We start from the raw sequence: 22,353 nt of genomic DNA, 5'->3' as shown, positions 1-22,353 counted from the left end.
TTATCGAATGCTTAAGTGAAAATATAAGCATCAAATATGAATAAAAAATCAATAAAGCGCAAGAGGAAAGGGTAAAATATGCATAATTAATTTTGCTAGCCGGAAAATATAGTGACTAGTATTTGAGGAAGTTACTCAACAGCTCATGACCTTGTTCGCTGAGAATACTTTCGGGATGGAATTGAACCCCTTCTATTGGCAGGGTCTTGTGGCGGATCCCCATAATTTCATCAATATCCCCGTTATTCAATGACCAAGCAGAAACATCAAAAGAAGCAGGAAGTGTTTCAGCCGCAATCACAAGAGAATGGTAGCGGGTCACAGTTAAAGGTCGGTTAAGCCCTTTAAATACCCCCTGATGGTTATGATGGATAGACGAAGTTTTGCCGTGCATCACTTCACGCGCCTTTACAACAGATGCGCCAAATGCTTGACCAATCGCTTGATGACCTAAGCAAATACCCAAAATAGGTACTTTGCCCGCAAAATATTTTATCGCTTCCAGAGAAATCCCCGCCTCATCTGGCGTACAAGGACCGGGTGAAATGACCAAATGGGTTGGAGCCAATTGTTCAATTTCTTCAATGGTAATTTCGTCATTACGTTTCACCAGCACTTCAGCCCCTAGTTCGCAAAAGTATTGGTATAAGTTGTATGTAAATGAATCGTAATTATCAATAAGTAAAAGCATAGTAGCCTATCCGACTGATTTTTATCATTATAAGTTTTTTGTTTATGCATAATTTATAGCGGTTAGCAATCAGAGCGCCACCCAAAATCCATAAATTTACACAAAGGGCGGCTATCATAGCACAGCCAAGACAGGAAAATAGCCTATTTAAGTCAAGTAATCTATTTTCAATATAAAAATTTCCATATAAAAATCATGGAATTATATTCACAGAGATATAACAATTTCATAATTGGACAAGAAATGCTTTAAATACAATAAAGTAAAATCACAACGGTCAGATGGGTAAAATCAGAAGATACGGTTAACCCACGAAAAAATCATGCATTCGCAAGCTAGGAAATAAGAAAAAATGCAAAGAAAGGGGTTTTAAACGAAATAAAGAGGATGATTAACGAAAACCATCCTCTTCATGAGAAAGATATTAAGGCTTTTTAATCACTTCAGCAGAAATAATCGTGATTGGTTCAACAGGAACATTTTGGTATGGTCCGACATTCTCTGTTTTGACTTTCGAAATTTTATCCGCGACATCCATTCCTTTAACCACTTTGCCAAATACGGCATAGCCAAAATCACGCTGTCCGTGATCTAAGAATGCGTTATCAGCAACATTAATAAAGAATTGGCTTGTTGCACTGTCTTTATTTGCACTACGCGCCATCGCAATGGTTCCACGTAAATTACGTAACCCATTATCAGCTTCGTTAGCAATTGGTGCACGAGTTTGTTTTTGCTGCAATTCTTTATTAAAACCGCCGCCTTGGATCATAAAGCCGGGAATCACACGGTGGAAAGTGGTGCCGTTGTAATAACCTTCATTAACATATTGCAGGAAGTTTTCAGTACTAACAGGGGCTTTTTTACTATTTAGCTCTAATTCAATATTACCTGCTGACGTCACTAATTTAACGTAAGTTTCACCAGCTGCTAATGCAAGAGAAGTTGTGCTCATCGCACAGACTGCCAATAATGGCACAAAAATTCGTTTCAACATTCAAGATCCCTTTTGTTAATACCCAAAAACATATTAATGCCCAATTCTAGAGCGAAGCGGGGGTAATTGCTAAAGATTTACCTATATTTACGCCGAATAGTTAAATTTCGCTAAATATAATTAATTGTAGGACATTTAAATGAGAAAGCTTTCGCATAATGTCATTCTCAAATAGATATAGCATCAAATATCCCCCTTTTGTTGTTTGTATGCTATTCAGTCGCTATAATCCCCCAGCCTTTTGAGGCTACTCAGGGAGAACCACCAATGGCAATTAAAAACCACAACTATCACATGACAAAATTTGTCATCAGTGCCCCCGATATCCGTCATCTGCCAAAAGATACGGGCATTGAGGTGGCGTTTGCTGGCCGATCTAACGCGGGCAAATCCAGTGCATTAAATGCATTAACACAGCAAAAAAGCTTAGCGCGTACCAGTAAAACACCGGGAAGAACTCAGCTTATCAACCTATTTGAAGTTGAAGAGGGCATTCGCCTAGTTGACCTCCCGGGCTACGGTTATGCCGAAGTGCCTGAAGACATGAAGCGCAAATGGCAGCAAGCTCTCGGTGAATATTTACAAAAAAGAGAATGTATCAAAGGGTTAGTAATTTTGATGGATATCCGTCATCCACTGAAAGACCTTGATATGCAAATGATCGAATGGTCAGTTGCGATGAACATTCCCGTCCTCGTTCTACTCACCAAAGCTGACAAACTGGCTTCTGGCGCGAGAAAGAAACAATTAATGGAAGTTCGCCAAGCATTAGCACCTCTTGAAGCTGAAGGCGATATTGAAGTGGAATATTTCTCGGCACTGAAAAAGATAGGTATTGATAAGTTACGTATCAAACTCGATAGCTGGTACAGTACTTCCGCAGAATAATCTTTTCATTCCTTGTACGCCAATCGCGGCGTACAACGGTCTATGCCGTTAGCGCATCAGAATTTATGCAAAAAAAATGCTCCAGTCAAAAACTTGACTGGAGCAGCTAATATTCAGCTAAATCCGATTACGTGAAGTAAAAGGTCTGAAAGATAGAACATCTTACCTCTGTACCCTACGCCTGATAATGTACTTTATTTTTCGCTCGAAAAAAAGGCTTTTTGTAGTTTTTTTTCAAAGCTTACTACGATTCAGCCCCGAGAATCGTCTAAAAACTCGCATAAAACGTATTTTTACTACATATTTATGAGATCTAAGTCGCATAATTATCCCTTACGTCATTTCGCTGATAGTTTTAAAATTCAGTGTTTTACCGACGAATTAACTGCAATTTAAAGAGAATAAAATGGCGGAAAGATTAACGCATGTTCCACTGATAAAAAAACACCCCAAACATTGTCGCCAACCTTTGGGGTGCCTTACATTATCTTTTGCTTAGCTCTTGCTCTTGCTCTTGCTTTTAGTTTTTACATCTAAGATCGTTGTGCCAACCAATACTCTAAATAGTTCATGTTGTGGTAAGGCGGTGAACGAAGACAGCTTGGGGAGCATACACAAGTATGTGACCCAAGTGGCTGAGTGAAACCAACGCCGCCACAGCGTGAAATATGACGAGTATTAATGGGCTTCGTCCCAGTTCGAGCCAACCCCCACCTCCACTTTCAGAGGAACATCCAGCACCATACTCTGCTCCATCAGCGCCTGAACCTTCGCTTTCACCTTCTCTAGCTCGGATTCTTTGACTTCAAAAACCAATTCATCGTGTACTTGCATTAGCATGTCCGCACTTGGTTTTTCTGTTTCAAGCCAATTATCCACGGCTATCATCGCCTTTTTGATAATATCGGCTGCGGTACCTTGCATTGGTGCATTGATTGCTTCTCGCTCTGCCGCTTTACGACGCATACCGTTGCTCGACTTGATGTCTGCGAGATACAATCTACGCCCTTCTAATGTCTCGACATAGCCTTGTTCTGATGCTTGCAAACGCGTATTTTCCATATAACGCAATACGCCCGGGTAACGCTCAAAATAGAGATCCATATAACGCTGTGCTTCTCCGCGAGGGATCCCTAACTGACGCGCCAGTCCAAATGCGCTCATACCATAAATCAAGCCAAAGTTAATCGCTTTTGCACTACGACGTTGGTCGCTGGTCACTTCCTCTAATGGAACACCGAAGACCTCCGCAGCTGTTGCTCTATGAATATCTTTCCCTTGCGCAAAAGCGGTCAGTAAGCCTTTATCTTGGGAAAGATGCGCCATGATACGCAATTCAATTTGTGAATAGTCCGCAGCCATGACCTTATAACCATCACGAGCCACAAACGCTTGGCGGATACGACGACCTTCTTCGGTACGCACTGGAATGTTTTGTAAGTTCGGGTCACGTGAAGATAAACGTCCCGTCGCAGTCACAGCTTGATGATAGGACGTATGCACACGCTGCGTTCTTGGGTTAATCATTAGTGGTAGTTTATCGGTATAAGTCGATTTGAGTTTCGCTAAGCTACGGTGTTCTAACAATAATTTTGGTAGTGCATGGTTTAAGGCTAGCTCTTCGAGCACTTCTTCATTGGTTGAAGCTGCGCCACTTGGCGTTTTCTTAATAACAGGCAATTGCAGCTTTTCGAACAAAATCGTCTGTAGCTGTTTTGGCGATGCCAAATTAAACTCTTCACCTGCCAAGTCGAATGCTTGTTTTTCCAATTCAGCTAAACGCGCCGTAATGACTTGAGATTGAGCCGTCAATACAGCGGCATCAATCAGAACACCTTTACGCTCCATCCGCACCAGCACAGGGACGAGTGGCATCTCAATATTCTGGAAAACATGGGCTAATTTTGGTTCAGACTCCAGTTGAGGATATAACGCTTGATGTAATAGCAACGTCACATCAGCATCTTCGGCAGCATAATTCGCCGCTTGCTCTAATGGAATTTGATTAAAGGTTAATTGCTTTTTGCCTTTACCCGCAATCTCTTCAAAACTCACGGTTTTGTGGTTGAGATGACGATCGGCGAGGCTGTCCATATCATGGCGTCCCATACCCGCCACACTGTTCAACACATACGATTCCAGCATCGTATCAAACGCGATGCCTTTTAGTTCAATATCGTAATTTAGCAGGACTTCGGCATCATATTTTAAATTTTGACCGATTTTGCCAATCTTCTCATTCTCCAAGATAGGCTTCATAACTGCGATCACCTCGTCCAACGATAGCTGGGCAGGGGCATCAAGATAATCGTGCCCGACAGGTAAATACGCCGCGCGACCTGCTTCGATAGCAAAAGACATTCCCACTAAGCGAGCTTCTTGAGTATCTAAGCTGTCGGTTTCAGTATCAAAGGCAAACAGCGTCGATTCGCTCAGTTTTTTTACCCAACGGTCTAACTGTGCTTTGTCTAAAATCGTTTCATAATTTTCAGCACTCAGCGTCGGTACTGCTGGCTTAGCTTTTGCTGCTGGCTGGCTTTCTGGAGCACGATAACTTTCAGCGACTTTTGCAGATTTTGCACCTTTGCCGTCCATCCAAGTCCCATTTTCAACATCTGCTAGCCAACGTTTGAATTCATAACGGCTAAATAATGCATGCAGTTTATCCGCATCGAGCTCCGCAACTTTTAACTCTTCGCAAGGCTTATCTAGTTCAACATCGGTTTTGATAGTGGCTAACTGGTAGGATAAAAACGCTAATTCGCGGTTATCTTCCATTTTAGGCGCAAGGGTTTTAGAACCACGGAAACCTAATGGAGCAATAGCCTCTAAATTTTTATAGATATCTTCTAAGCTACCAATACCTTGTAACAACGCGAGTGCGGTTTTTTCGCCAACGCCTGGGACCCCCGGAATATTATCCGATGAATCACCCATTAGCGCGAGGAAGTCGATAATTAAACTTGGTGGAACGCCGTATTTTGCTTCCACTTCTTCAGGTCCTAAAATGGTGTTGGTCATAGTATTAATTAGCGTGATATTTGGCTCGACTAATTGCGCCATATCTTTATCACCTGTACTGATTAACACCGGCATACCCTTGCTGCTCGCTTCACGCGCTAACGTACCAATCACGTCATCTGCTTCCACTCCGGGGATCACCAACAGAGGAAGTCCCATCGCAGCAACCATTTCATGTAATGGCTCAATTTGCGCGCGTAAATCATCTGGCATCGGCGGACGATGGGATTTGTAGCTTTCAAACAATTCATCACGGAACGTTTTTCCCTTGGCATCAAAGACAACAGCCACATGACTTGGGGTGTATTGCATGATTAGGCTACGTAGCATATTCAACACGCCATACATCGCTCCGGTTGGTTCACCAGCGCTGTTGGTCAATGGAGGGAATGCATGATAAGCACGGTACAGGTAGGAAGAGCCATCTACCAAAATAAGGGGATTTTCAGCAATCTGAGCCATAATCTGTCATCATCTTGTTTATCGGGAATGAATGGGGAATAGGATGCCACATTGTGGCTTCAGATACACCTTGAGATTCAAATTCCCACACAGTTATCGTTTTTTATACTGGCGAACATCCTGTGGATAACTTTGTGAGTAAAATTTGGTTATCTAACGGATTCAATAAGTAAGAGAATTGCAACAAGAAAACAAGAAAATAAAATCAATGAGTTAGCGACTAGAGGTTTGATGTATCACAAATCAGGGGGGATAGTCGAATTGTGGATATTGATAACGGACAATCCGTAAATAAAAAGATAGCGGCAAGTTACCGCTATCTTCTTGGATTATTTTTTATTGACTAAGAAGTTCACAACTTTTGAGTACTCTTTAGCATAGTCATCTGCGTTATCCACAGAAATACCATTATTACGGATTTGGTACTTACCATCGACGAATAACGCTGGCACGCCGCGCAGTTTTAAATCTTGCGCTGCATTTTGCTGTTTCGCGACTAACGATTTCACAACAAAGCTATTCAGTGCTGCATCATATTCTTCGCCAGTCACACCCGCTTTAATAAACGCATTACGGATATCTGCTGGGGTATTGATAGTTTGCGTTTTTTGAACGCCTTCAAACAGAATTGGGGTCACTTTATCTTCGACTTTCAGCACCATCGCGACTGCCCATGCTTGAGTCAGCTGAGCACCTAAAGGACCTAAGAAATCAACATGATAACGAGCTTTAGTCACGCCTTCTGGCAGGTTTTTCTCAACGGTCTGTGGTACTTTATATATGCTTTCAAACTGATAACAGTGTGGACAATAAAATGAGAAAAACTCTAGTACTTGCGGTAAATCCTGTACCGGAGGTTTAACATCAGAGTACTCTTTACCTTCTGAATAATTTGCTGCTGCGGCACCAAAAGACATGGCAATACCAATCAAAGCCAACATGATTTTTTTCATAGAAAACATTCTCCAAAAACACAGTCTTAAATATTAAAATTGCGGGTTCAATTGCAAAGGAACTTCCAACAATCGTTCGGTTTGCTGTGCAAACTCAATTGATTGTTTTTGCCAAAAATCAGCAGATTGGATCCATGGGAATGCTTTCGGAAAAGCAGGATCTTGCCAGCGACGAAGGATCCATCCTAAGTAATGCACCATTCGCATCGCACGTAGCGGTTCAATCAGCTTTAACTCACGTACATCAAAATCGCAAAACTCGTTATACGCTTCTAATAACGTATCCAGTTGAATAATTTGCTCTTGGCGTGAGCCATTGAGCAACATCCATAAATCTTGTACCGCAGGACCATTGCGAGCATCATCAAAATCCACCAGCCAAGCTTCATCCCGCCACAAAATATTACCGGGATGACAATCTCCTTGTAGGCGGATAAACGATTGCTGAGCAGGCCACAGTATTTTAACTTGAGCAATCAACTTATCTAACGAATCAATTAATGGTGTTTTATCACGCTCTCTAATTAATGAACTCGTAGCAATAATATTTCTAGGCTGATCGAGATATTCATCCACACCGATAGTCGGACGAAATGCAAAATTTCGTTGTTTGCCTATCTGATGGACACGACCTAATAAATGCCCTACCCCTTCAAGTTGAAATAAGTTATCTGTTTCATATTGGCGCCCTCCGATGCTCGGAAAGACTGCAAACATAAATCCACCAAACTCTAAAACAGTCTGCCCTGCAAATTCTAACGGTGCTGCGACTGATAGACCTTCATCTTGCAGCTCAAGGGTAAAATCATGCTCTTCTTGAATTTGAGATCGGTTCCAACGCTCAGGTCGATAAAACTTCACCACATAGCGCTGGCGATTTTCATCCTGAAATTGGTAAACACGATTCTCGTAGCTATTTAGCTCAGTGAGCCCTGATTCGGGATAAATACCCGCTTCCATCAACGCATCAAGGATCACATCAGGGGAGATTCCACTAAAGTTAAAGCTCGAATGTTCTGTTAAATCCATATCCATTTAGTCTTTTATGATGCCACGCGCGCGCAAAATCGCCGTTTTAAAATCATCCTCGTAATCTTTTTGAATACCAGGGATAACCGCATTACTATCAGTACCACGCATTTTCAGATGATAAATTAATACGTCGTCAGTCAGTTCAGATAAACTGCCTTTAAAACCCGCTTCATCAGCCAGTTTTTGCAATAGTTGCACGAGATTTAAATCTGAGTTGTCCTTCCATACTGGATGCAGAAGTTCAATGACTTCATTTAAACGATGGCATTTCATGTTTATTCCTTATCACGAATATTCGATACAAGTTACCAATAATCCTACAATAGAAAAAGGGAACAGTTGTCAATCTAAGTAAAGTTTAACCGTTTCTTGTATTAATATTCATTGATTTTATAGGAAAATAGAATAGATTTTAGCTGTAACTATACTCAAAAAATTATTTAAGTTCGTTGAAACATTTTCGCTAAGATTTTCAGAGATATTGAACATGTCATTTCGTCAGTCAATTACAGGCGTTATCCTCGCAGGCGGCAAAGGCACTCGCATGGGAGGGCAAGATAAAGGGCTCATACCTTTATTGGGTAAGCCGTTGTACCGCTATATTATTGAACGCTTACAGCCACAAGTTGGTCGGTTACTGATCAACGCAAATCGCCATCACGCCGAATATGCTCAAAGCCAGCTGCCTGTCTTTAGCGATTTGACGACCGATTTTTCAGGTCCGTTAGCTGGTATGCAAGCCGCACTGCATCAAGCCACGACAGATTGGCTGCTATTTGTCCCTTGCGATGTTCCTGAATTTCCAACTGACTTAGCTGAGAAAATGTTTCATGAAAAAGGTGAGCATCTTGCCTGCTACGCCTGTGATAATGAGCGAGAACACCCCACATTTACTCTGCTCCATCGGTCTCTACAAAAAACCTTGGATGATTACCTCGCAAGAGGGGATCGCAAATTGATGCTATTTATGCGTGAAATCGATGCAAAAAGCGTCATGTTTACCTCTGAAACAGGCACATTTGCTAATTTAAATACGCCGGAAGATAGCCGTAACTGGGAGTTGCAACAAAAATAATCATGAGCCAGAACACGTTACCTTTACTCGGGATCACCGCCTACAGTGGAACCGGAAAAACCACCCTACTCAAAAAAGTTATCCCGTTACTGAGACAACGCCATGTCCGTGTCGGCTTAATCAAGCACACGCATCACGATATGGAGATTGATACACCGGGCAAAGACAGTTATGAATTACGTAAAGCAGGTGCAGATCAAACGTTAGTCGCCAGTAATCAACGCTGGGCATTAATGACCGAAACCCCTGAATGCAATGATATGAACCTGAATTACCTTGCCAGCCGTTTTGATCCTACCTCATTAGATCTGATCTTAGTTGAGGGCTTTAAAGGTGAGCCTATCGATAAGATCGCACTGTTCCGATCCGATGTTGGTAAACCCTTAAATGGCTTAATTGATGAGTATGTTGTGGCAGTCGCCAGCGACGAAATCATCGATACCAATGTCCCACAGTTGGATATCAATAATCCAGACCAAGTAGCTGATTACATTGTCTCTTGGTGGCAAAAAAGCCAGTAACCTAAATACACAAAACGCCTCATTGTAGGCGTTTTTTATGCACTTTTTCGCACGATGAGTTCCGGTTCCAGCTGAATCAGTTTTGGTTGATAGCAGGACTGAGTCCAAATCCCTTCCAGTAAAATCATGACTTGCTGAGCAATGCTATTCACTGGCTGCGCCAACGTTGTAAGTTGATACCCTTCCCATCCCGCCATTGGAATATTATCGCACCCAATTATCCGTAATTGTTGTGGGATCTCGATATTTAACCTTTGGCGGCAATAATCCATCACGCCTAGTGCCAAAGAGTCCGCAGCACAGAAGAGTCCCTCTAAGGATGTCATCTGCGGTTGATGCAATAATGCTGCCTCAAATCCAGCTTGGTAGCGGTAGCTTCCTGCTGATAAGCAGATCGGTTCTGGCTGACCTAATGCCATTAAATAACGCTTAAATCCTTGATAACGTTCATTTGATGCTTGACCATCCCCTCTTCCTGCCATAAATCCTAGCTTGCTTAATCCTAAACTTAATAGGTATTTTGCCGCCATTTCCCCCGCTAATTGATTATTCGTTTGCACTGACGGAATCAACCCTGTGGCATCAGCACGACCCAAGGTAATGAGTGGTAACGAGAGCTTTAGGCACAGATGAAAATGTTCCGCAGGAAGTGACCCTACCACCGCTACCACCCCATCAATTTGGTAGCCCGATAGTTGTAGAATCGCACCATCAAGATCGCTCGCCTGTTTCACATTCAGCAGCATAGGCTGTTTCCCATGGCCTTGTAAGGCGCTAGATAACGCTTCAAACAAATAAGACTCATAGGGGTTCGATAAATCACTGACCAGAATAGCCACAATATTCGAACGTTTTTTCTGAGAGGGCATACCGAGCGTACGAGCAAAAAAATTGGGTTGATACCCCAACTTTTTCGCCGCTTCTAGGATTTTTTGCTGTTTTTTCGGGTGGATACTTGCCCCTTCAGTAAACGCCCGAGATACTGACGAACGCGAAACACCCGCAATCTCTGCAACGTCGGATGCCGTTACTTTTCGGTTGTGCATCATGCTAAGCATTCCCCCTGCTGAGCCAACTGAAGAAACGGATATTCGACAATATGTTCACTCAAGCTATCTCGGGAACGCTGCTCAATATGATAAAGCCGCCATTGGCTATTCGATTTTGGAGATAACTTTTGTAATCGCTGGTGTAGAGACGCCCAAGAGCCATGACTCGGATGAATATCGAGGGTTTCACACTCCAAAAATACCCAATCACTTTGTAACGCCAGTTGTTCCCCTTGGGGCGAAATCTCACCATCCCCTGAGTAAAACAGGCTGCGCCCCGAATTCGCCGTCAGGTGCAAGCTACGATTACTCACCGAATGCTGCGTTAACGCCGTTGTCACTTTCCAGTCGCCAATATACTGTATGTCTTCACTATTTTGCCGAATAATGTCAAATCCTAATTGAGATTTAGGCCAGTGGGCAAACGCCAAAAGTGGCGTTAATAATGCCCATTGTTCCCGCTGAGCAATAATCGTCAGTGGGTGCTTACGCTGGTATGAATCCATCCAATTCAGCAAAGACGTTAATCCCAAACAGTGATCAGGATGGGTATGCGTCAGATAAATTGCGTCCAAGTCCTCCACATGCATTTTTCCAAACAGCGCTTGAGGAACTGACGGACCACAATCTACTAACAATTGGTAACCGAATTCTTCCACCAAGATACTGGCGTTTGTCCGCTCACTGTCATAAGCATCCCCCGTTCCTACGACGGTAATTTGAAAACTAGGCTGCATGGTTCGTCCTTATTTGTTGGGGCTCAATCCGTTGTTCCTGCGCATCAAAAAAATGTAACGCCGAACGCCCAACGTTAATCGGCAGCGCATCACCCGCAACATAAGCCTGATCACTTTCCACCACAAAGTGTTGACCTTGTAATGAACCATAATAGAGACGAGAATGCCCAAGAGGCTCCACGACAGAAATTGGCATGAGTGCATCGGGGTGTTGATTGTCTACCACGACTTGATTAGGACGAACCCCCACATATGCCGCCTCAATCGGTAATCGCCTATCTATCGAATTAAATACTTGTGGTGTCATAAAGTTCATCACCGGAGAGCCAATAAATGACGCTACAAACTTATTCGCAGGTTGGTTATATAGCGCTTCTGGCGTACCTACTTGCTCAATGCGCCCTTGATTTAAGACGACGATGCGGTCGGCTAAGGTCATAGCCTCAACTTGGTCATGTGTCACATAAATCATGGTGGCCTTTAGGTTTTGATGAAGCTGTTTCAAGTAAATACGCATCTCGCCGCGTAACTTAGCATCGAGATTCGACAACGGTTCATCAAATAAAAAGAGTTCGGGGTCACGCACAATTGCACGACCAATGGCGACACGCTGGCGTTGCCCGCCAGAAAGCGCTGATGGTAAGCGACCAAGTAAATGCGTCAGCTGTAAGTTTTCGGCGGTAGCGCGAACTTTCTGAGTAATATCCCGAGCGCTCATACCCGCCATTTTGAGCGGAAATCCCATATTTTTCTCGACACTCATATGGGGGTATAACGCATAAGACTGGAACACCATTGCCACATGCCTCAGCGAGGGATGCACATCATTCAAGCGCTGACCATTCAGTCGCAGTTCTCCTGCTGTTATCGATTCCAGCCCTGCAATCATGCGCAGCAATGTGGACTTTCCACAGCCAGAAGGTCCCACAAACACCACAAATTCACCCTCATCGATCGTTAAATCGACTTGTGGGATTACGCAGTGTCCCCCGTAACTTTTACCAATTTGAATGAGTTCAAGTTTTTTCATGATAAGTGCCTATTATTTCAATCCCATCGAGAAACCACGTAGTAAATAACGCTGCATATAGCCCGCAAGTGCCAGCATTGGCAGTGAAGAAACAATCCCTATCGCCATCATTTCACCCCATGCAGTGCCGTCTTCTGTCATAAAATTAGAGATAAACAGTGGGAGGGTGAATTTGTCCGGCGTATGAATAAATAACAGTGAAAACAAGAACTCATTCCAGCCTAGGATCATGGAGAAAATTGCTGTTGCCACTAGCCCCGGCGCACAGAGAGGAAAAACAATATAGCCCAAACGGCGTAATAGATTTGCGCCATCCATCGCGCCCGCTTCTTCAATTTCTAACGGAATATCGCGGATAAATCCAAGCAGCATCCAAATACAAAACGGCAAGGTATACACCTGATAAGACAAAATCAGTCCGATACGCGTGTTAAGTAACCCAACGTGATTCATCAGAGAATAAAGCGGAATAGCAATGACAATGGGCGGCATCATTTTGATAATTAAAACACCCAGTAAAAACACGTTATCGAGCTTTGCGGGAAAGCGATAACGCACTAAGGCGTAAGCACAAAAAAAAGCGAGTATCACAGAGAGTGCGGTAGCCCCTACAGAAATTAAAACGGTGTTACCAATTAACCTTAGCAAATCCCCTTCAAATAAGGATTTAAATGCCGAGAAACTCGGCTGGCTAGGTAATAGCTTAGCCCCCGATTGCAAAATTTCAGAGGGTGATTTAAACGCTGTGCCAAACATCCAAATCATGGGTAGCGTCATACTAAAAACAGCAATCCAAACAATTAACGAATGTATTTTTGCTTTCATAATCAGCGCCCTTTCATGACGTTACGGGCATAAATCAACGTCATCAGTAATGAAATCGCCAGCATCACTAATGCCGCCGCGCTCGCCATGCCTAAATCGAAGAATCGAAAACCGTATTTATAGACAAACATCGATAATGTCTCGGTGGAGTTGCCTGGCCCCCCACCTGTCATCACATACACTTTGTCGAATAACTTAAATGTATCGATAGAACGCAGTAAAAACGCCAACATCAACTGTTTTTTGATTAACGGGAGCGTGATGTAAATAAAGGATTTCCAACCTTTTGCACCATCCACCATCGCCGCTTCGCCAATATCTTTAGGAATGGACTGTAAACCCGCCAAAATGATCAGAAATGCCATCGGTGTCCATTGCCATGTATCAACTAATGCAATGGCATACAGGGCTAAATTCGGATTGAATAACCACTCTTGGGGGGGGGAGTCCGATAGCCACCAGCAAACTATTTAAAAAACCAAAATCATAGTTATACCAAGAGCGCCAAATCGATGAACACACCAGTGTTGAGAGCATCATTGGGTAGATAATGATAGGTAAAGCAAATTTTCGCCCAGCAAATTGACGGTTAAACAGCAGTGCTAGCCACAGTCCTAAGAGAACCTGGGCGATGGACGCTACTAGCGTAAAAATGAACGTATTTTTGATGGCAGCCAGAAAGAAAAAGTCATCGAACAATTCAGCAAAGTTTGACCAGCCAATAAAGTGATAACTATCATCGATATAATCTACCTGCCCAAATGCGTGATACAGCACGGATACGATGGGATACAGCGTCAATAATCCCAGCATAATAAGTGCGGGGAAAAGTAGCCAAAACAGCTGTTTACGATTTTCAAATAACATACTCAGCATTCCATAAAGGCGCTAGAAGCTAGCGCCATGAAAACATCACTATTTTTTGGTGCTACGTTCAATACGTTTTTGTGCTTGTTCCAAAGCTTGATCTGCGGTCATTTGCCCCATCATCGCCATTTGTAAAAAGTCCCCAAGAATACTTTCCACTTCTGCCCAATTTTGAATACGTGGGCGCGCTTTACCGGCCTCTAATGCGGCGGCTTGTTGTGGGTACCAACGGTATTGATTTACGACTTGGGGGTCTGCATACACACTATGACGGGTAGGTGGCGTACCAAAATTTAGCGCTAAAGCTTTTTGCATCGCTGCACTGCTAGCAAATGCGAGGAATTGCTCGGCTTCTGCTTTGTTTTTCGCATCCGCCGGAATGGCTAACTGCCAAATACCTAACATTGGTGCTGACTGCCCTGTTTCTGCGGGAGGTGCCATCATTTCCATTTTACCCACCACATTTGATACCTTGGCATTATCAAGATCAGGCACCCATGCTGGCCACACTTCGATTGCCATCGCCGCTGTGCCTTTTTGTAACGCATCACGCACTTCATCGGCGTTATACACATCGACACCTTTCGGTGCATATTGCTTCATCGCCAAGAACGTTTCTAACGCTTGTTTGGCTTGTGGAGTATTTAAGGTTGGTTTACCGTTAGCATCAACAACATCGCCACCATATCCCCACAGAATTGGTAAAAATCCCGTCACGATCGGGTTACCTTTCACACCACGATAAACCACGCCATTGGCTTTGCCATCTTGGCTAATGGTTTTCGCTGAGTTCAACACATCCGTCCATGTTTTCGGTTGCTGAAGTTTATACTGGTCGAAGAGGTCTTTATTCCAAGCGAACATCGCCACGTTACCTACCATTGGTAACGCATAGGTCGCCCCTTGACCATCTTGGCGACCAATATCCACGGTGGATTGAATAAAGTCTTTATCGTGTAATGCATCAGGAAGCGGAGATAACCACTTATTAGCAAGGAACTCAGGTGCCCATGTGTCGTCCATTAAGATCACATCATAGTTGCCCGTCTTTTCGCGCATGGAGAGCACGACGCTTTCGTATAACCCTTTACTTGGACGCTTCACTAGCGTGATTTCTGCTTTTGGATTATTTTTTTTATATTCATCGACAACAAACTGCATCGCATCACCGTAACCACTGTCTCGACCGGCAATAACTAATTCTGCGGCGCTAGCGCCAAATGTTGAGGCGATCAGAGCTGATGCCAATAATGTGCGCTTAATCATTTGCTTCTCCTAGTGTTTGGTTTTGCAGTACGAATTTTTGTTAAGTGATTTTTTTTTGCACGCGCGTTCAAATTGCCATGGCAGGCTACGGCGGGGAGATGACAGTGAGATGAATAAGAAGTGAAGGTTTTATGGAGTATAGGTTTTATGGCGTGTAGTGAAGACGATTAGCATTACATTGCTACTTTCTTTAGTATGATGACAATAACTTGCATAACATCCTAATTGAGAGCTGAATGACTCGCACCCAACGCCTACTCACGCTGATCCAGATCCTGAAAGAGAATCGCTATCCGGTTACCGCAGACGCCCTTGCCTGTCAGTTAGAAGTGAGTGTTCGTTCCATTTATCGTGATATTGAATCGCTACGCGACCAAGGGGCTGAAATTACTGGTGAAGCTGGCATCGGTTATCAGTTAAAAAGCGGATTATTACTGCCACCATTGATGTTCGATGAAAATGAATTGGAAGCGCTGATTTTAGGGTTACGCTGGGTAAAAAGTAACGCTGATACAGAACTCAAAAATTCAGCTCTACGCACGCTCAATAAAATTAATGCCATGGTGGGTAAAGAGGCGCAGATCATCCTAAACAGTAATACTTTATTTGCCCCGACAACTCAGCTTAATGAAGTTGACGAGCATGTGGCTAAAAATTTGCGCTTGAGTTTACGGGAAGAGCGCAAAGCCAAAATAGCGTATATGGATATTAAAGGGCAACCCAGTGAACGGATTATTTGGCCGATTGCGGTGGGCTATATGAAAGATACCCAAGTGTTAGCCGCGTGGTGCGAGCTGCGCCAAAGCTATCGCCATTTCCGCTTAGATAGAATGCAATCTTACACCGTGTTAAGCGAGACACTTCCCTACCCGAAAGGCTATTTACTCACCCGTTGGCAACAAGAAGTCTTGTGTGTCACTCCTGACAATTTCTGACACTGCTCTCGCCTATAGTGAGTGCTCTACTTCATTTAAGGAAAATCACGATGAGCGAGCTAGTTCTATTTACCAATGCAATGTCCCGCGGCAATACCGCTGAATTACTCTTAAAAATGATGGACGTTCCCTATAAGCGCATTGAATTAGCTTATGGTGCAGAGATGCACACCAAGGAATACCTTGCCATTAATCCGATGGCAAAAGTACCCGCATTAGTTGATGGAGATGTCATTGTTACTGAATGTGCGGCGATTTGTCTTTATTTAGCCGATAAATTTATTGAAAAAGGCTTTGCTCCAGCACTCAATAGCCCTGAGCGTGGTGCTTATTACCGCTGGTTTTTATTCACCGCAGGTCCGATTGAATCTGCGTTTACCGTCCTTGATTTAGGTGTGGAATTAACAGAAGAACAGCAAAAATCGTCAGGCTTTGGCAGCGTTGAACGCACTTTAGCAACACTAGATGTCTGCCTTGCCAGTGCCAAACCGTATATTTGTGGTGAAACATTGATGGCAGTTGATGTGTATGTGGGCTGCTTTGTGATGTTTTTAACTAAATATTGTAACTATACCGCCACCCCTGCGATGCAAAAATATATGGATAACTTAGCAACACACCCAGAGATTGCTGCGCTGCTGGCGATGTAGTACGTTCTCTACGCATCCCTTGAAAACATGTCGAATGAATTCAAGGGATCGTAATGCCACCACCAACGAACCGCATCAAAATCAATCGGCTGAGTTGCATTAAATTGTGACTCTGGAAGTTGCTCCGTCAAACGCCCTCCCTCAAACACACTCTCTCCGCCCTGACCGCTGATAGATTTATAGCGTCGTGTGTTTTGTGACCAGACTGTCGCGCCCATATAGTAGCGAATCAACGTTTCAATATATTCGCAGACACCCGCAGGGGCTTCTTTTTCAATATCTTTTTTCAAACGCAAAATCAGCCCAAGTAGCCGATCACGCATCTCCAAATATTCCTGAATTGCCTCATCGAACCCATATTGACGCTCACGCATCAGCACACGAATTAAATTATGTTCTTTATCCGTCGCACCACGTACAGATTCTTTGATATAAGCGTGAGGCTCCGCTTCCCATACCATTAAGTTGGCTAGCGCTTCAAATAACACGCGAACTTTACGATTTTCATAGTCACTCTGAGCAATATCCACATTTGCAATAATGTGCCCTAATGTCGGAAAAGCAAGTGCGCCACCTCCCGTTAAACGGATCGTCATATAATCATTCAATGAAGGGGCTGGGTTCACGGCTTTCCACATTTCTGCCATCATATACACCCGCATATACTCCACAAACCTCGCGGTTTGTTCTGCCGTTGCGTATTTATCTAAGCGAATACGTAGGTCGCGCGCAGCAAGCGCGTATCGATCATTAGATAGCTTGTATTCCGGCACCTCAAATTGTCGCCAAATCTCTGCTGAATATTGAATCAGCTTTTCAGGTTGATGTGCGACTTCCCCCTCATCGCAGTATTCATCGTCGTAAGCAATTGACCACATACAAAAATCAATGCCGATTTGCAGTAGCTCATCACTGCCGACCGGGAACATTAACGAACCAAACCATGCACAATGACAGTTTGCCAGCCGCGCTCGTTGGGTGTCATCAGCGTATAACTCAAAGTGGTCAGCATAGTCCCGAGTGACTTTTTCAAATGGGTGATGGTCATACTCATCAAGTTGAATATAAGGTGTGGGATTGTTGGGATAAAAGCTAGGATGAATAGCGGGTAAAAATGGGTGAGGTAGAGAAGGAAGTTGTAATGGCATGCAATGACCTCTTTATTTTTTCTCGACAATGATGCTGTAAGTGGAAACTTTGTTTTTTAACAGTGCGACAGAGAAGTTTTCGGCTAAAACCCGTAGCTCTTCTAAAGCCCCATCGACACCTTCAGGGAAATGGCGTTCAATATTGGCTTTGGATTCCATTAACCAACGGGCGACATCAATATTTGACGGTAGCACCCGAAAATCGTTAATAACGAATCCGCTATGTTCAATAACTTGCCGAACATACTTGGGAGTTTTGCGGTATTTGCAAGCTAATCGGTCAACTTCATCGGGGGTATCTGACTGATATTCATCCAATTCTATATTGTATAAATTATCTGAAATGATGATTTTTCCACCCTTACGCAATCTTGGATATAGCGCAGAAAATACTTTTTCGAAAACATCGTTGGTGAAATGGGAAATGACGCCGCGAATAATCGCTAAGTCATAATATTTTTCTTCATCGGGTAATAATGAGAGGTCATGAGCTTGGCATAAATACAGATTGATTCGCTTACGAAGCCGCTCGTCACTATAGAGTTGATCGCAATAATCAAGCTGTTGGGCGCTAATATTCATGCCATCTAGGGTGGCACATTCCGTAAAGTATTCGGCTAAATATTTCAGCGTATATCCCCAGCCACACCCTAGATCCAGAATTCGTCCCACCGCTGGTCTGTTGGATCCCGTAACACCCGCTAGAAAAAGCTGCTGATTGAGATGTCGTAATCCTGATTTATCTAACGATGACAAGAGCCTACCATCGAGATAGTTTTCATTGGAAATGAAAGGACCATCATAAACACCAAATTGGAACAGCAATAATTCGCCAATCGCTTTTTTCCATTTTTCGGGGTCTTCACTGTAAGTTAAAGCGACTTTATCGCCATATTCATCATGTTGAACGCTGTGAATTACATGGTATTTTGCACCACATTGTGGCACACCATCAGAAAGCAACGGATCCATATCTACTCCACAAAAAATAAATGATGGAGGGAAGATAATAGGAAGCATGCCCAATTAATAATGTAAAAATTAATAGGGGCTGATAAGAACCTTTCGGGGGAATTAAAAAGTAAAAAGGCCAGATATTATCTGACCTTCTTTTTTATGACTTATTTACACGCAAATGCTTAACGCATTGTCACGAACTCTTCTGCACCGGTTGGATGGATTGCGACGGTATTGTCGAAATCTTTCTTGGTTGCGCCCATTTTTAGTGCAACCGCGAAGCCTTGCAGAATCTCATCCATACCAAAACCAATTCCATGAATACCAACAATTTTTTCATCTTCACCCACACATACCAGCTTCATGCGGCATGGTTGGCGATGAGAAGTGACTGCGGTATACATCGCGGTAAATGAAGATTTATAGCATTTCACGGCATCTGAGCCATATTTTTCAATCGCTTCTGGCTCAGTTAAACCCACAGTACCAATTGGTGGATGGCTGAACACAACCGTAGGTATGTTGGAATAATCTAAATGCTCATCTGGTTTGTTGTTAAATAAACGCTCAGATAAACGACGACCCGCAGCAACCGCAACAGGCGTTAATTCAACAGCACCCGTGTTATCACCGACAGCATAAACACCCGCTACATTGGTATTTTGGTACTTATCGACCTTGATATACCCTTTCGCGTTCAGTTCAACACCCGCCGCTTCAATATTCAGGTTATCCGTCATTGGCTCACGACCGATTGCCCAAATCAACGCATCAACGGTTTGCTCATGACCATTTTCTAATTTAAGTGTCAGTGAACCATCTGCATTTTTTACCACTTCTTTCGGAATGGATTCAGTATGCAGTGTTGGACCTTCGGTGTTCATCACTTCCACTAGCGTTTCAACGATGAGTGGGTCAAAAGCACGTAGAGGCGCATGTTTACGAACAAACAGGTGTGCTTCGCTACCTAAACCATTCAATACACCTGCCAGTTCAACCGCAATATAGCCAGCACCGACAACAGCAACGCGTTTTGGTAACGCTTCCAATTCAAAGAAGCCATCGGAAGTCATGCCATATTCTGCACCGGGGATCGCAGGGATCACTGGGCGTCCACCTGTTGCGATCAGAATATGATCCGCAGTGTAGATTTCACCATTGACTTCAACAGTATGCGCATCAACGAAACGGGCAAAACCTTTAATTACGTCAACTTTATTATTACCCAGCACACGGTCATAAGATTGATGAATACGGTCGATATAAGCAGTACGACTTTCAATTAATTTCTTCCAATTGAAATCATTGATGGTGGTGTCAAAACCATAGTCTGGACCATATGCACGAATCGCTTCGGAAATTTGCGCTGCATGCCACATCACTTTTTTCGGTACACAACCGACGTTAACACAAGTGCCGCCTAACTCTTTGCCTTCAATTAGGGCGCACTTTTGTCCGTACATCGCGGCACGGTTCATTGACGCAATACCGCCGCTACCGCCGCCAATTGCAATATAGTCGTAATGTTTGCTCATAACTTGGTTATTCCCATTTGTTGAATTACGAATACGTTAATATTCTCTTATTATGCTATGTAAACATAAACATTTAAGATAGCTATTGCCTGTTACTGCAATAGCCAGAGTCTATTGTTACTCAGGTACAATCCACTCAACTAATGTATGTCCAGTACCTTCTGGCACCAGTGTTTTATGTAACCACGGCAGGACATTTTTCATCTGCTGCTCAAGTTTCCAAGGCGGGTTAATCACAATCATGCCCGATGCGGTCATTCCGCGCTGGTCACTATCAGGGCGCACGGCTAATTCAATTTGCAGAATTTTACGGATCCCCGTTGCTTCTAATTGATGAACCATACGCTTAATTTGCTGGCGTAGTACCACTGGGTACCAAATCGCATAAGTGCCAGTTGCGAAACGTTTATAACCTTCCATAACGGCTTTTACGACGGCTTCGTAATCTGATTTCATCTCATAAGGTGGGTCCATCAGCATAAAACCACGACGACTTTGAGGTGGTAATTTTGATTTTAATTGTTGGTAACCATCTTCACGAGCCACTTGCGCGCGGCTGTCACGAGAAAACTCAGTACGCAGTAATGGGTAATCACTAGAGTGTAACTCGGTTAAAACCAGTTTATCGTCTTCACGCAGTAAATATTTCGCTAATAATGGCGAACCCGGATAATAACGTAAGCGCCCATTTTCGTTTAAACGACGCACAATGTTCATATACGGGAGAAGTTCCTCAGGTAAATCTGGTTGCTCCCAAATACGTGCAATCCCTTCGAGATACTCTCCTGTTTTTTCTGCATGTTCGCTGGTTAATTGGTAGCGACCCGCACCGGAATGCGTATCCAGATACAGAAATGGTTTCTCTTTTTCTTTAAGAGATTCAATAATCAGACTTTGCACCGTATGTTTGAGAACATCCGCATGGTTGCCTGCGTGAAAGCTGTGACGATAACTTAACATGTCGCGTTTATTTCCTGAGGAATTCAGCGGTCACCATTGTGAACGCTGTTAAATAGAGTCTGTAAAGAAGGTCTGTTGAATGAAAAATAGACCGAATAATTTCTTTCGCGCCATTATAGCTAAAATTTGATGGGATTGTCATAGTGACAAAACATGACAAAATTACACATGACCTTTCTTTGCCGAAAAGTTATCCTAAGCAAAATTTAAAACCATAACAAGGAAAACCAATGAAACGAGTATTCATAATATCCTCCATTTTAACCTTATTTTTAGTGAATAACTCTGCAATGGCTGGAAATTCATCACAGGGTTGTGAAATTAAAAAACAGAAGATTGAAACTCAGCTCAAATATGCGAAAGAGCATGGTAATACATATCGCATCAATGGGCTTGAACGTGCTCTCGACAATGTGACTCGCTACTGCACATCCGATTCACTCTATCGTGATAGCCAGGAGAAAATCGCTGAGAAACAAGAAAAAGTCGCTGAACGCGAAGCTGAGTTACAAGAATCTATCCAAAAAGGTGATCCTGAAAAAATCGCTAAACATAAGCGTAAAGTGGCTGAAGCCAAAGCTGAATTGAAAGAAGCCCAAGATCTTGCGGATATCTACAAAGACACACTTTAATAGAAAAATAAATATAATCAAATAGTTATATTTTATTTTTCACCTCACCCCATGCCTAATTTAGGATAAATAACGGCATGGGGTGAAATTACCAACAAACATAGGCTATAGTATAAAATAAT

At 43.1% G+C, this 22,353-nt stretch carries 22 protein-coding genes and 1 pseudogene; 6 read left to right on the top strand and 17 right to left on the bottom strand.

The features are described 5' to 3' along the window. Positions 1-115 precede the first annotated feature (115 nt). A complete protein-coding gene (locus tag PSF16_RS05560) occupies positions 116-691 on the bottom strand; it encodes an aminodeoxychorismate synthase component II (RefSeq protein ID WP_006659554.1) in 576 nt (191 codons plus the stop codon). Between the two features lie 424 nt (positions 692-1,115). Continuing rightward, on the bottom strand, positions 1,116-1,688 hold the full coding sequence (ppiA, locus tag PSF16_RS05555) for a peptidylprolyl isomerase A (RefSeq protein WP_006659555.1): 573 nt from the start codon (positions 1,686-1,688) through the stop codon (positions 1,116-1,118). Between the two features lie 267 nt (positions 1,689-1,955). Between ppiA and yihA the strand changes: the two genes are divergently transcribed. Then, complete coding sequence (gene yihA, locus PSF16_RS05550) at positions 1,956-2,576, top strand: ribosome biogenesis GTP-binding protein YihA/YsxC (protein ID WP_006659556.1); 621 nt, start codon at positions 1,956-1,958, stop codon at positions 2,574-2,576. Positions 2,577-2,689: 113 nt separating this feature from the next. On the opposite strand, the gene PSF16_RS17445 is transcribed toward yihA, so the two are convergent. From PSF16_RS17445 to PSF16_RS05530, 5 genes are all read right to left on the bottom strand, one after another. Next, complete coding sequence (locus PSF16_RS17445; protein WP_438361642.1) at positions 2,690-2,737, bottom strand: hypothetical protein; 48 nt, start codon at positions 2,735-2,737, stop codon at positions 2,690-2,692. A gap of 517 nt (positions 2,738-3,254) precedes the next feature. Then, entirely contained in the window at positions 3,255-6,059 is a 2,805-nt protein-coding gene (polA, locus tag PSF16_RS05545) for a DNA polymerase I (RefSeq protein ID WP_272688932.1), read from the bottom strand. Between the two features lie 329 nt (positions 6,060-6,388). Then, positions 6,389-7,012 carry a thiol:disulfide interchange protein DsbA gene (gene dsbA, locus PSF16_RS05540; RefSeq protein ID WP_006663036.1) on the bottom strand — a complete coding sequence of 208 codons (624 nt, stop codon included), beginning with the start codon at positions 7,010-7,012 and terminating at the stop codon, positions 6,389-6,391. Positions 7,013-7,045: 33 nt separating this feature from the next. After that, positions 7,046-8,041 (bottom strand): serine/threonine protein kinase, encoded by a 996-nt coding sequence (locus PSF16_RS05535; RefSeq protein WP_272688937.1) that lies wholly within the window; start codon positions 8,039-8,041, stop codon positions 7,046-7,048. A 6-nt stretch (positions 8,042-8,047) separates the two neighbouring features. Further along, positions 8,048-8,317 (bottom strand): YihD family protein, encoded by a 270-nt coding sequence (locus tag PSF16_RS05530; protein ID WP_006659561.1) that lies wholly within the window; start codon positions 8,315-8,317, stop codon positions 8,048-8,050. A 214-nt stretch (positions 8,318-8,531) separates the two neighbouring features. Between PSF16_RS05530 and mobA the strand changes: the two genes are divergently transcribed. Beyond that, complete coding sequence (gene mobA / locus PSF16_RS05525) at positions 8,532-9,119, top strand: molybdenum cofactor guanylyltransferase MobA (protein ID WP_154601672.1); 588 nt, start codon at positions 8,532-8,534, stop codon at positions 9,117-9,119. A gap of 2 nt (positions 9,120-9,121) precedes the next feature. After that, positions 9,122-9,640 carry a molybdopterin-guanine dinucleotide biosynthesis protein MobB gene (gene mobB, locus PSF16_RS05520; RefSeq protein WP_006659563.1) on the top strand — a complete coding sequence of 173 codons (519 nt, stop codon included), beginning with the start codon at positions 9,122-9,124 and terminating at the stop codon, positions 9,638-9,640. A 35-nt stretch (positions 9,641-9,675) separates the two neighbouring features. Here the strand turns inward: mobB and PSF16_RS05515 are convergent, their stop codons facing one another. The 6 genes and pseudogenes from PSF16_RS05515 to PSF16_RS05490 form a co-directional block, all read right to left on the bottom strand. Further along, positions 9,676-10,689, bottom strand: a complete 1,014-nt coding sequence (locus PSF16_RS05515; RefSeq protein ID WP_036959695.1) for a LacI family DNA-binding transcriptional regulator — start codon at positions 10,687-10,689, stop codon at positions 9,676-9,678. After that, a complete protein-coding gene (locus tag PSF16_RS05510) occupies positions 10,686-11,426 on the bottom strand; it encodes a ribonuclease Z (protein ID WP_154633268.1) in 741 nt (246 codons plus the stop codon). Before PSF16_RS05510 ends, PSF16_RS05515 begins: the two co-directional genes overlap by 4 nt. Further along, positions 11,416-12,456: an ABC transporter ATP-binding protein gene (locus PSF16_RS05505; RefSeq protein ID WP_006659566.1), complete on the bottom strand. Its 1,041-nt coding sequence runs from the start codon at positions 12,454-12,456 to the stop codon at positions 11,416-11,418. Before PSF16_RS05505 ends, PSF16_RS05510 begins: the two co-directional genes overlap by 11 nt. Before the next feature lie 12 nt (positions 12,457-12,468). Next, a complete protein-coding gene (locus PSF16_RS05500) occupies positions 12,469-13,281 on the bottom strand; it encodes a carbohydrate ABC transporter permease (protein ID WP_272688931.1) in 813 nt (270 codons plus the stop codon). A 2-nt stretch (positions 13,282-13,283) separates the two neighbouring features. Then, positions 13,284-14,148: pseudogene (locus tag PSF16_RS05495) on the bottom strand (carbohydrate ABC transporter permease). A gap of 48 nt (positions 14,149-14,196) precedes the next feature. Next, entirely contained in the window at positions 14,197-15,414 is a 1,218-nt protein-coding gene (locus tag PSF16_RS05490) for an ABC transporter substrate-binding protein (RefSeq protein WP_006659569.1), read from the bottom strand. Positions 15,415-15,650: 236 nt separating this feature from the next. Between PSF16_RS05490 and PSF16_RS05485 the strand changes: the two genes are divergently transcribed. Together PSF16_RS05485 and PSF16_RS05480 are read left to right on the top strand one after the other, a co-directional pair. Next, a complete protein-coding gene (locus tag PSF16_RS05485) occupies positions 15,651-16,349 on the top strand; it encodes a helix-turn-helix transcriptional regulator (protein WP_006659570.1) in 699 nt (232 codons plus the stop codon). A gap of 50 nt (positions 16,350-16,399) precedes the next feature. Beyond that, positions 16,400-16,999 (top strand): glutathione S-transferase family protein, encoded by a 600-nt coding sequence (locus PSF16_RS05480; RefSeq protein WP_036966515.1) that lies wholly within the window; start codon positions 16,400-16,402, stop codon positions 16,997-16,999. 8 nt (positions 17,000-17,007) lie between these two features. Here the strand turns inward: PSF16_RS05480 and PSF16_RS05475 are convergent, their stop codons facing one another. The 4 genes from PSF16_RS05475 to PSF16_RS05460 all read right to left on the bottom strand — a co-directional run bounded on the left by PSF16_RS05475 (position 17,008) and on the right by PSF16_RS05460 (position 21,599). Further along, positions 17,008-18,147 (bottom strand): terpene synthase family protein, encoded by a 1,140-nt coding sequence (locus PSF16_RS05475; protein WP_036974124.1) that lies wholly within the window; start codon positions 18,145-18,147, stop codon positions 17,008-17,010. A gap of 12 nt (positions 18,148-18,159) precedes the next feature. After that, a complete protein-coding gene (locus PSF16_RS05470; protein WP_272688930.1) occupies positions 18,160-19,119 on the bottom strand; it encodes an SAM-dependent methyltransferase in 960 nt (319 codons plus the stop codon). 167 nt (positions 19,120-19,286) lie between these two features. After that, on the bottom strand, positions 19,287-20,639 hold the full coding sequence (gorA, locus tag PSF16_RS05465; protein WP_006663047.1) for a glutathione-disulfide reductase: 1,353 nt from the start codon (positions 20,637-20,639) through the stop codon (positions 19,287-19,289). A gap of 117 nt (positions 20,640-20,756) precedes the next feature. Next, a complete protein-coding gene (locus PSF16_RS05460; protein ID WP_006663048.1) occupies positions 20,757-21,599 on the bottom strand; it encodes a 23S rRNA (adenine(2030)-N(6))-methyltransferase RlmJ in 843 nt (280 codons plus the stop codon). Between the two features lie 230 nt (positions 21,600-21,829). Between PSF16_RS05460 and PSF16_RS05455 the strand changes: the two genes are divergently transcribed. After that, complete coding sequence (locus tag PSF16_RS05455; RefSeq protein ID WP_006663049.1) at positions 21,830-22,231, top strand: DUF1090 domain-containing protein; 402 nt, start codon at positions 21,830-21,832, stop codon at positions 22,229-22,231. Positions 22,232-22,353 lie beyond the last annotated feature (122 nt).

The sequence above is a fragment of the Providencia sp. PROV033 genome, from assembly GCF_028484855.1.
Lineage (GTDB): Bacteria > Pseudomonadota > Gammaproteobacteria > Enterobacterales > Enterobacteriaceae > Providencia > Providencia alcalifaciens.
This window is presented reverse-complemented; position numbering and strand designations above follow the sequence as displayed.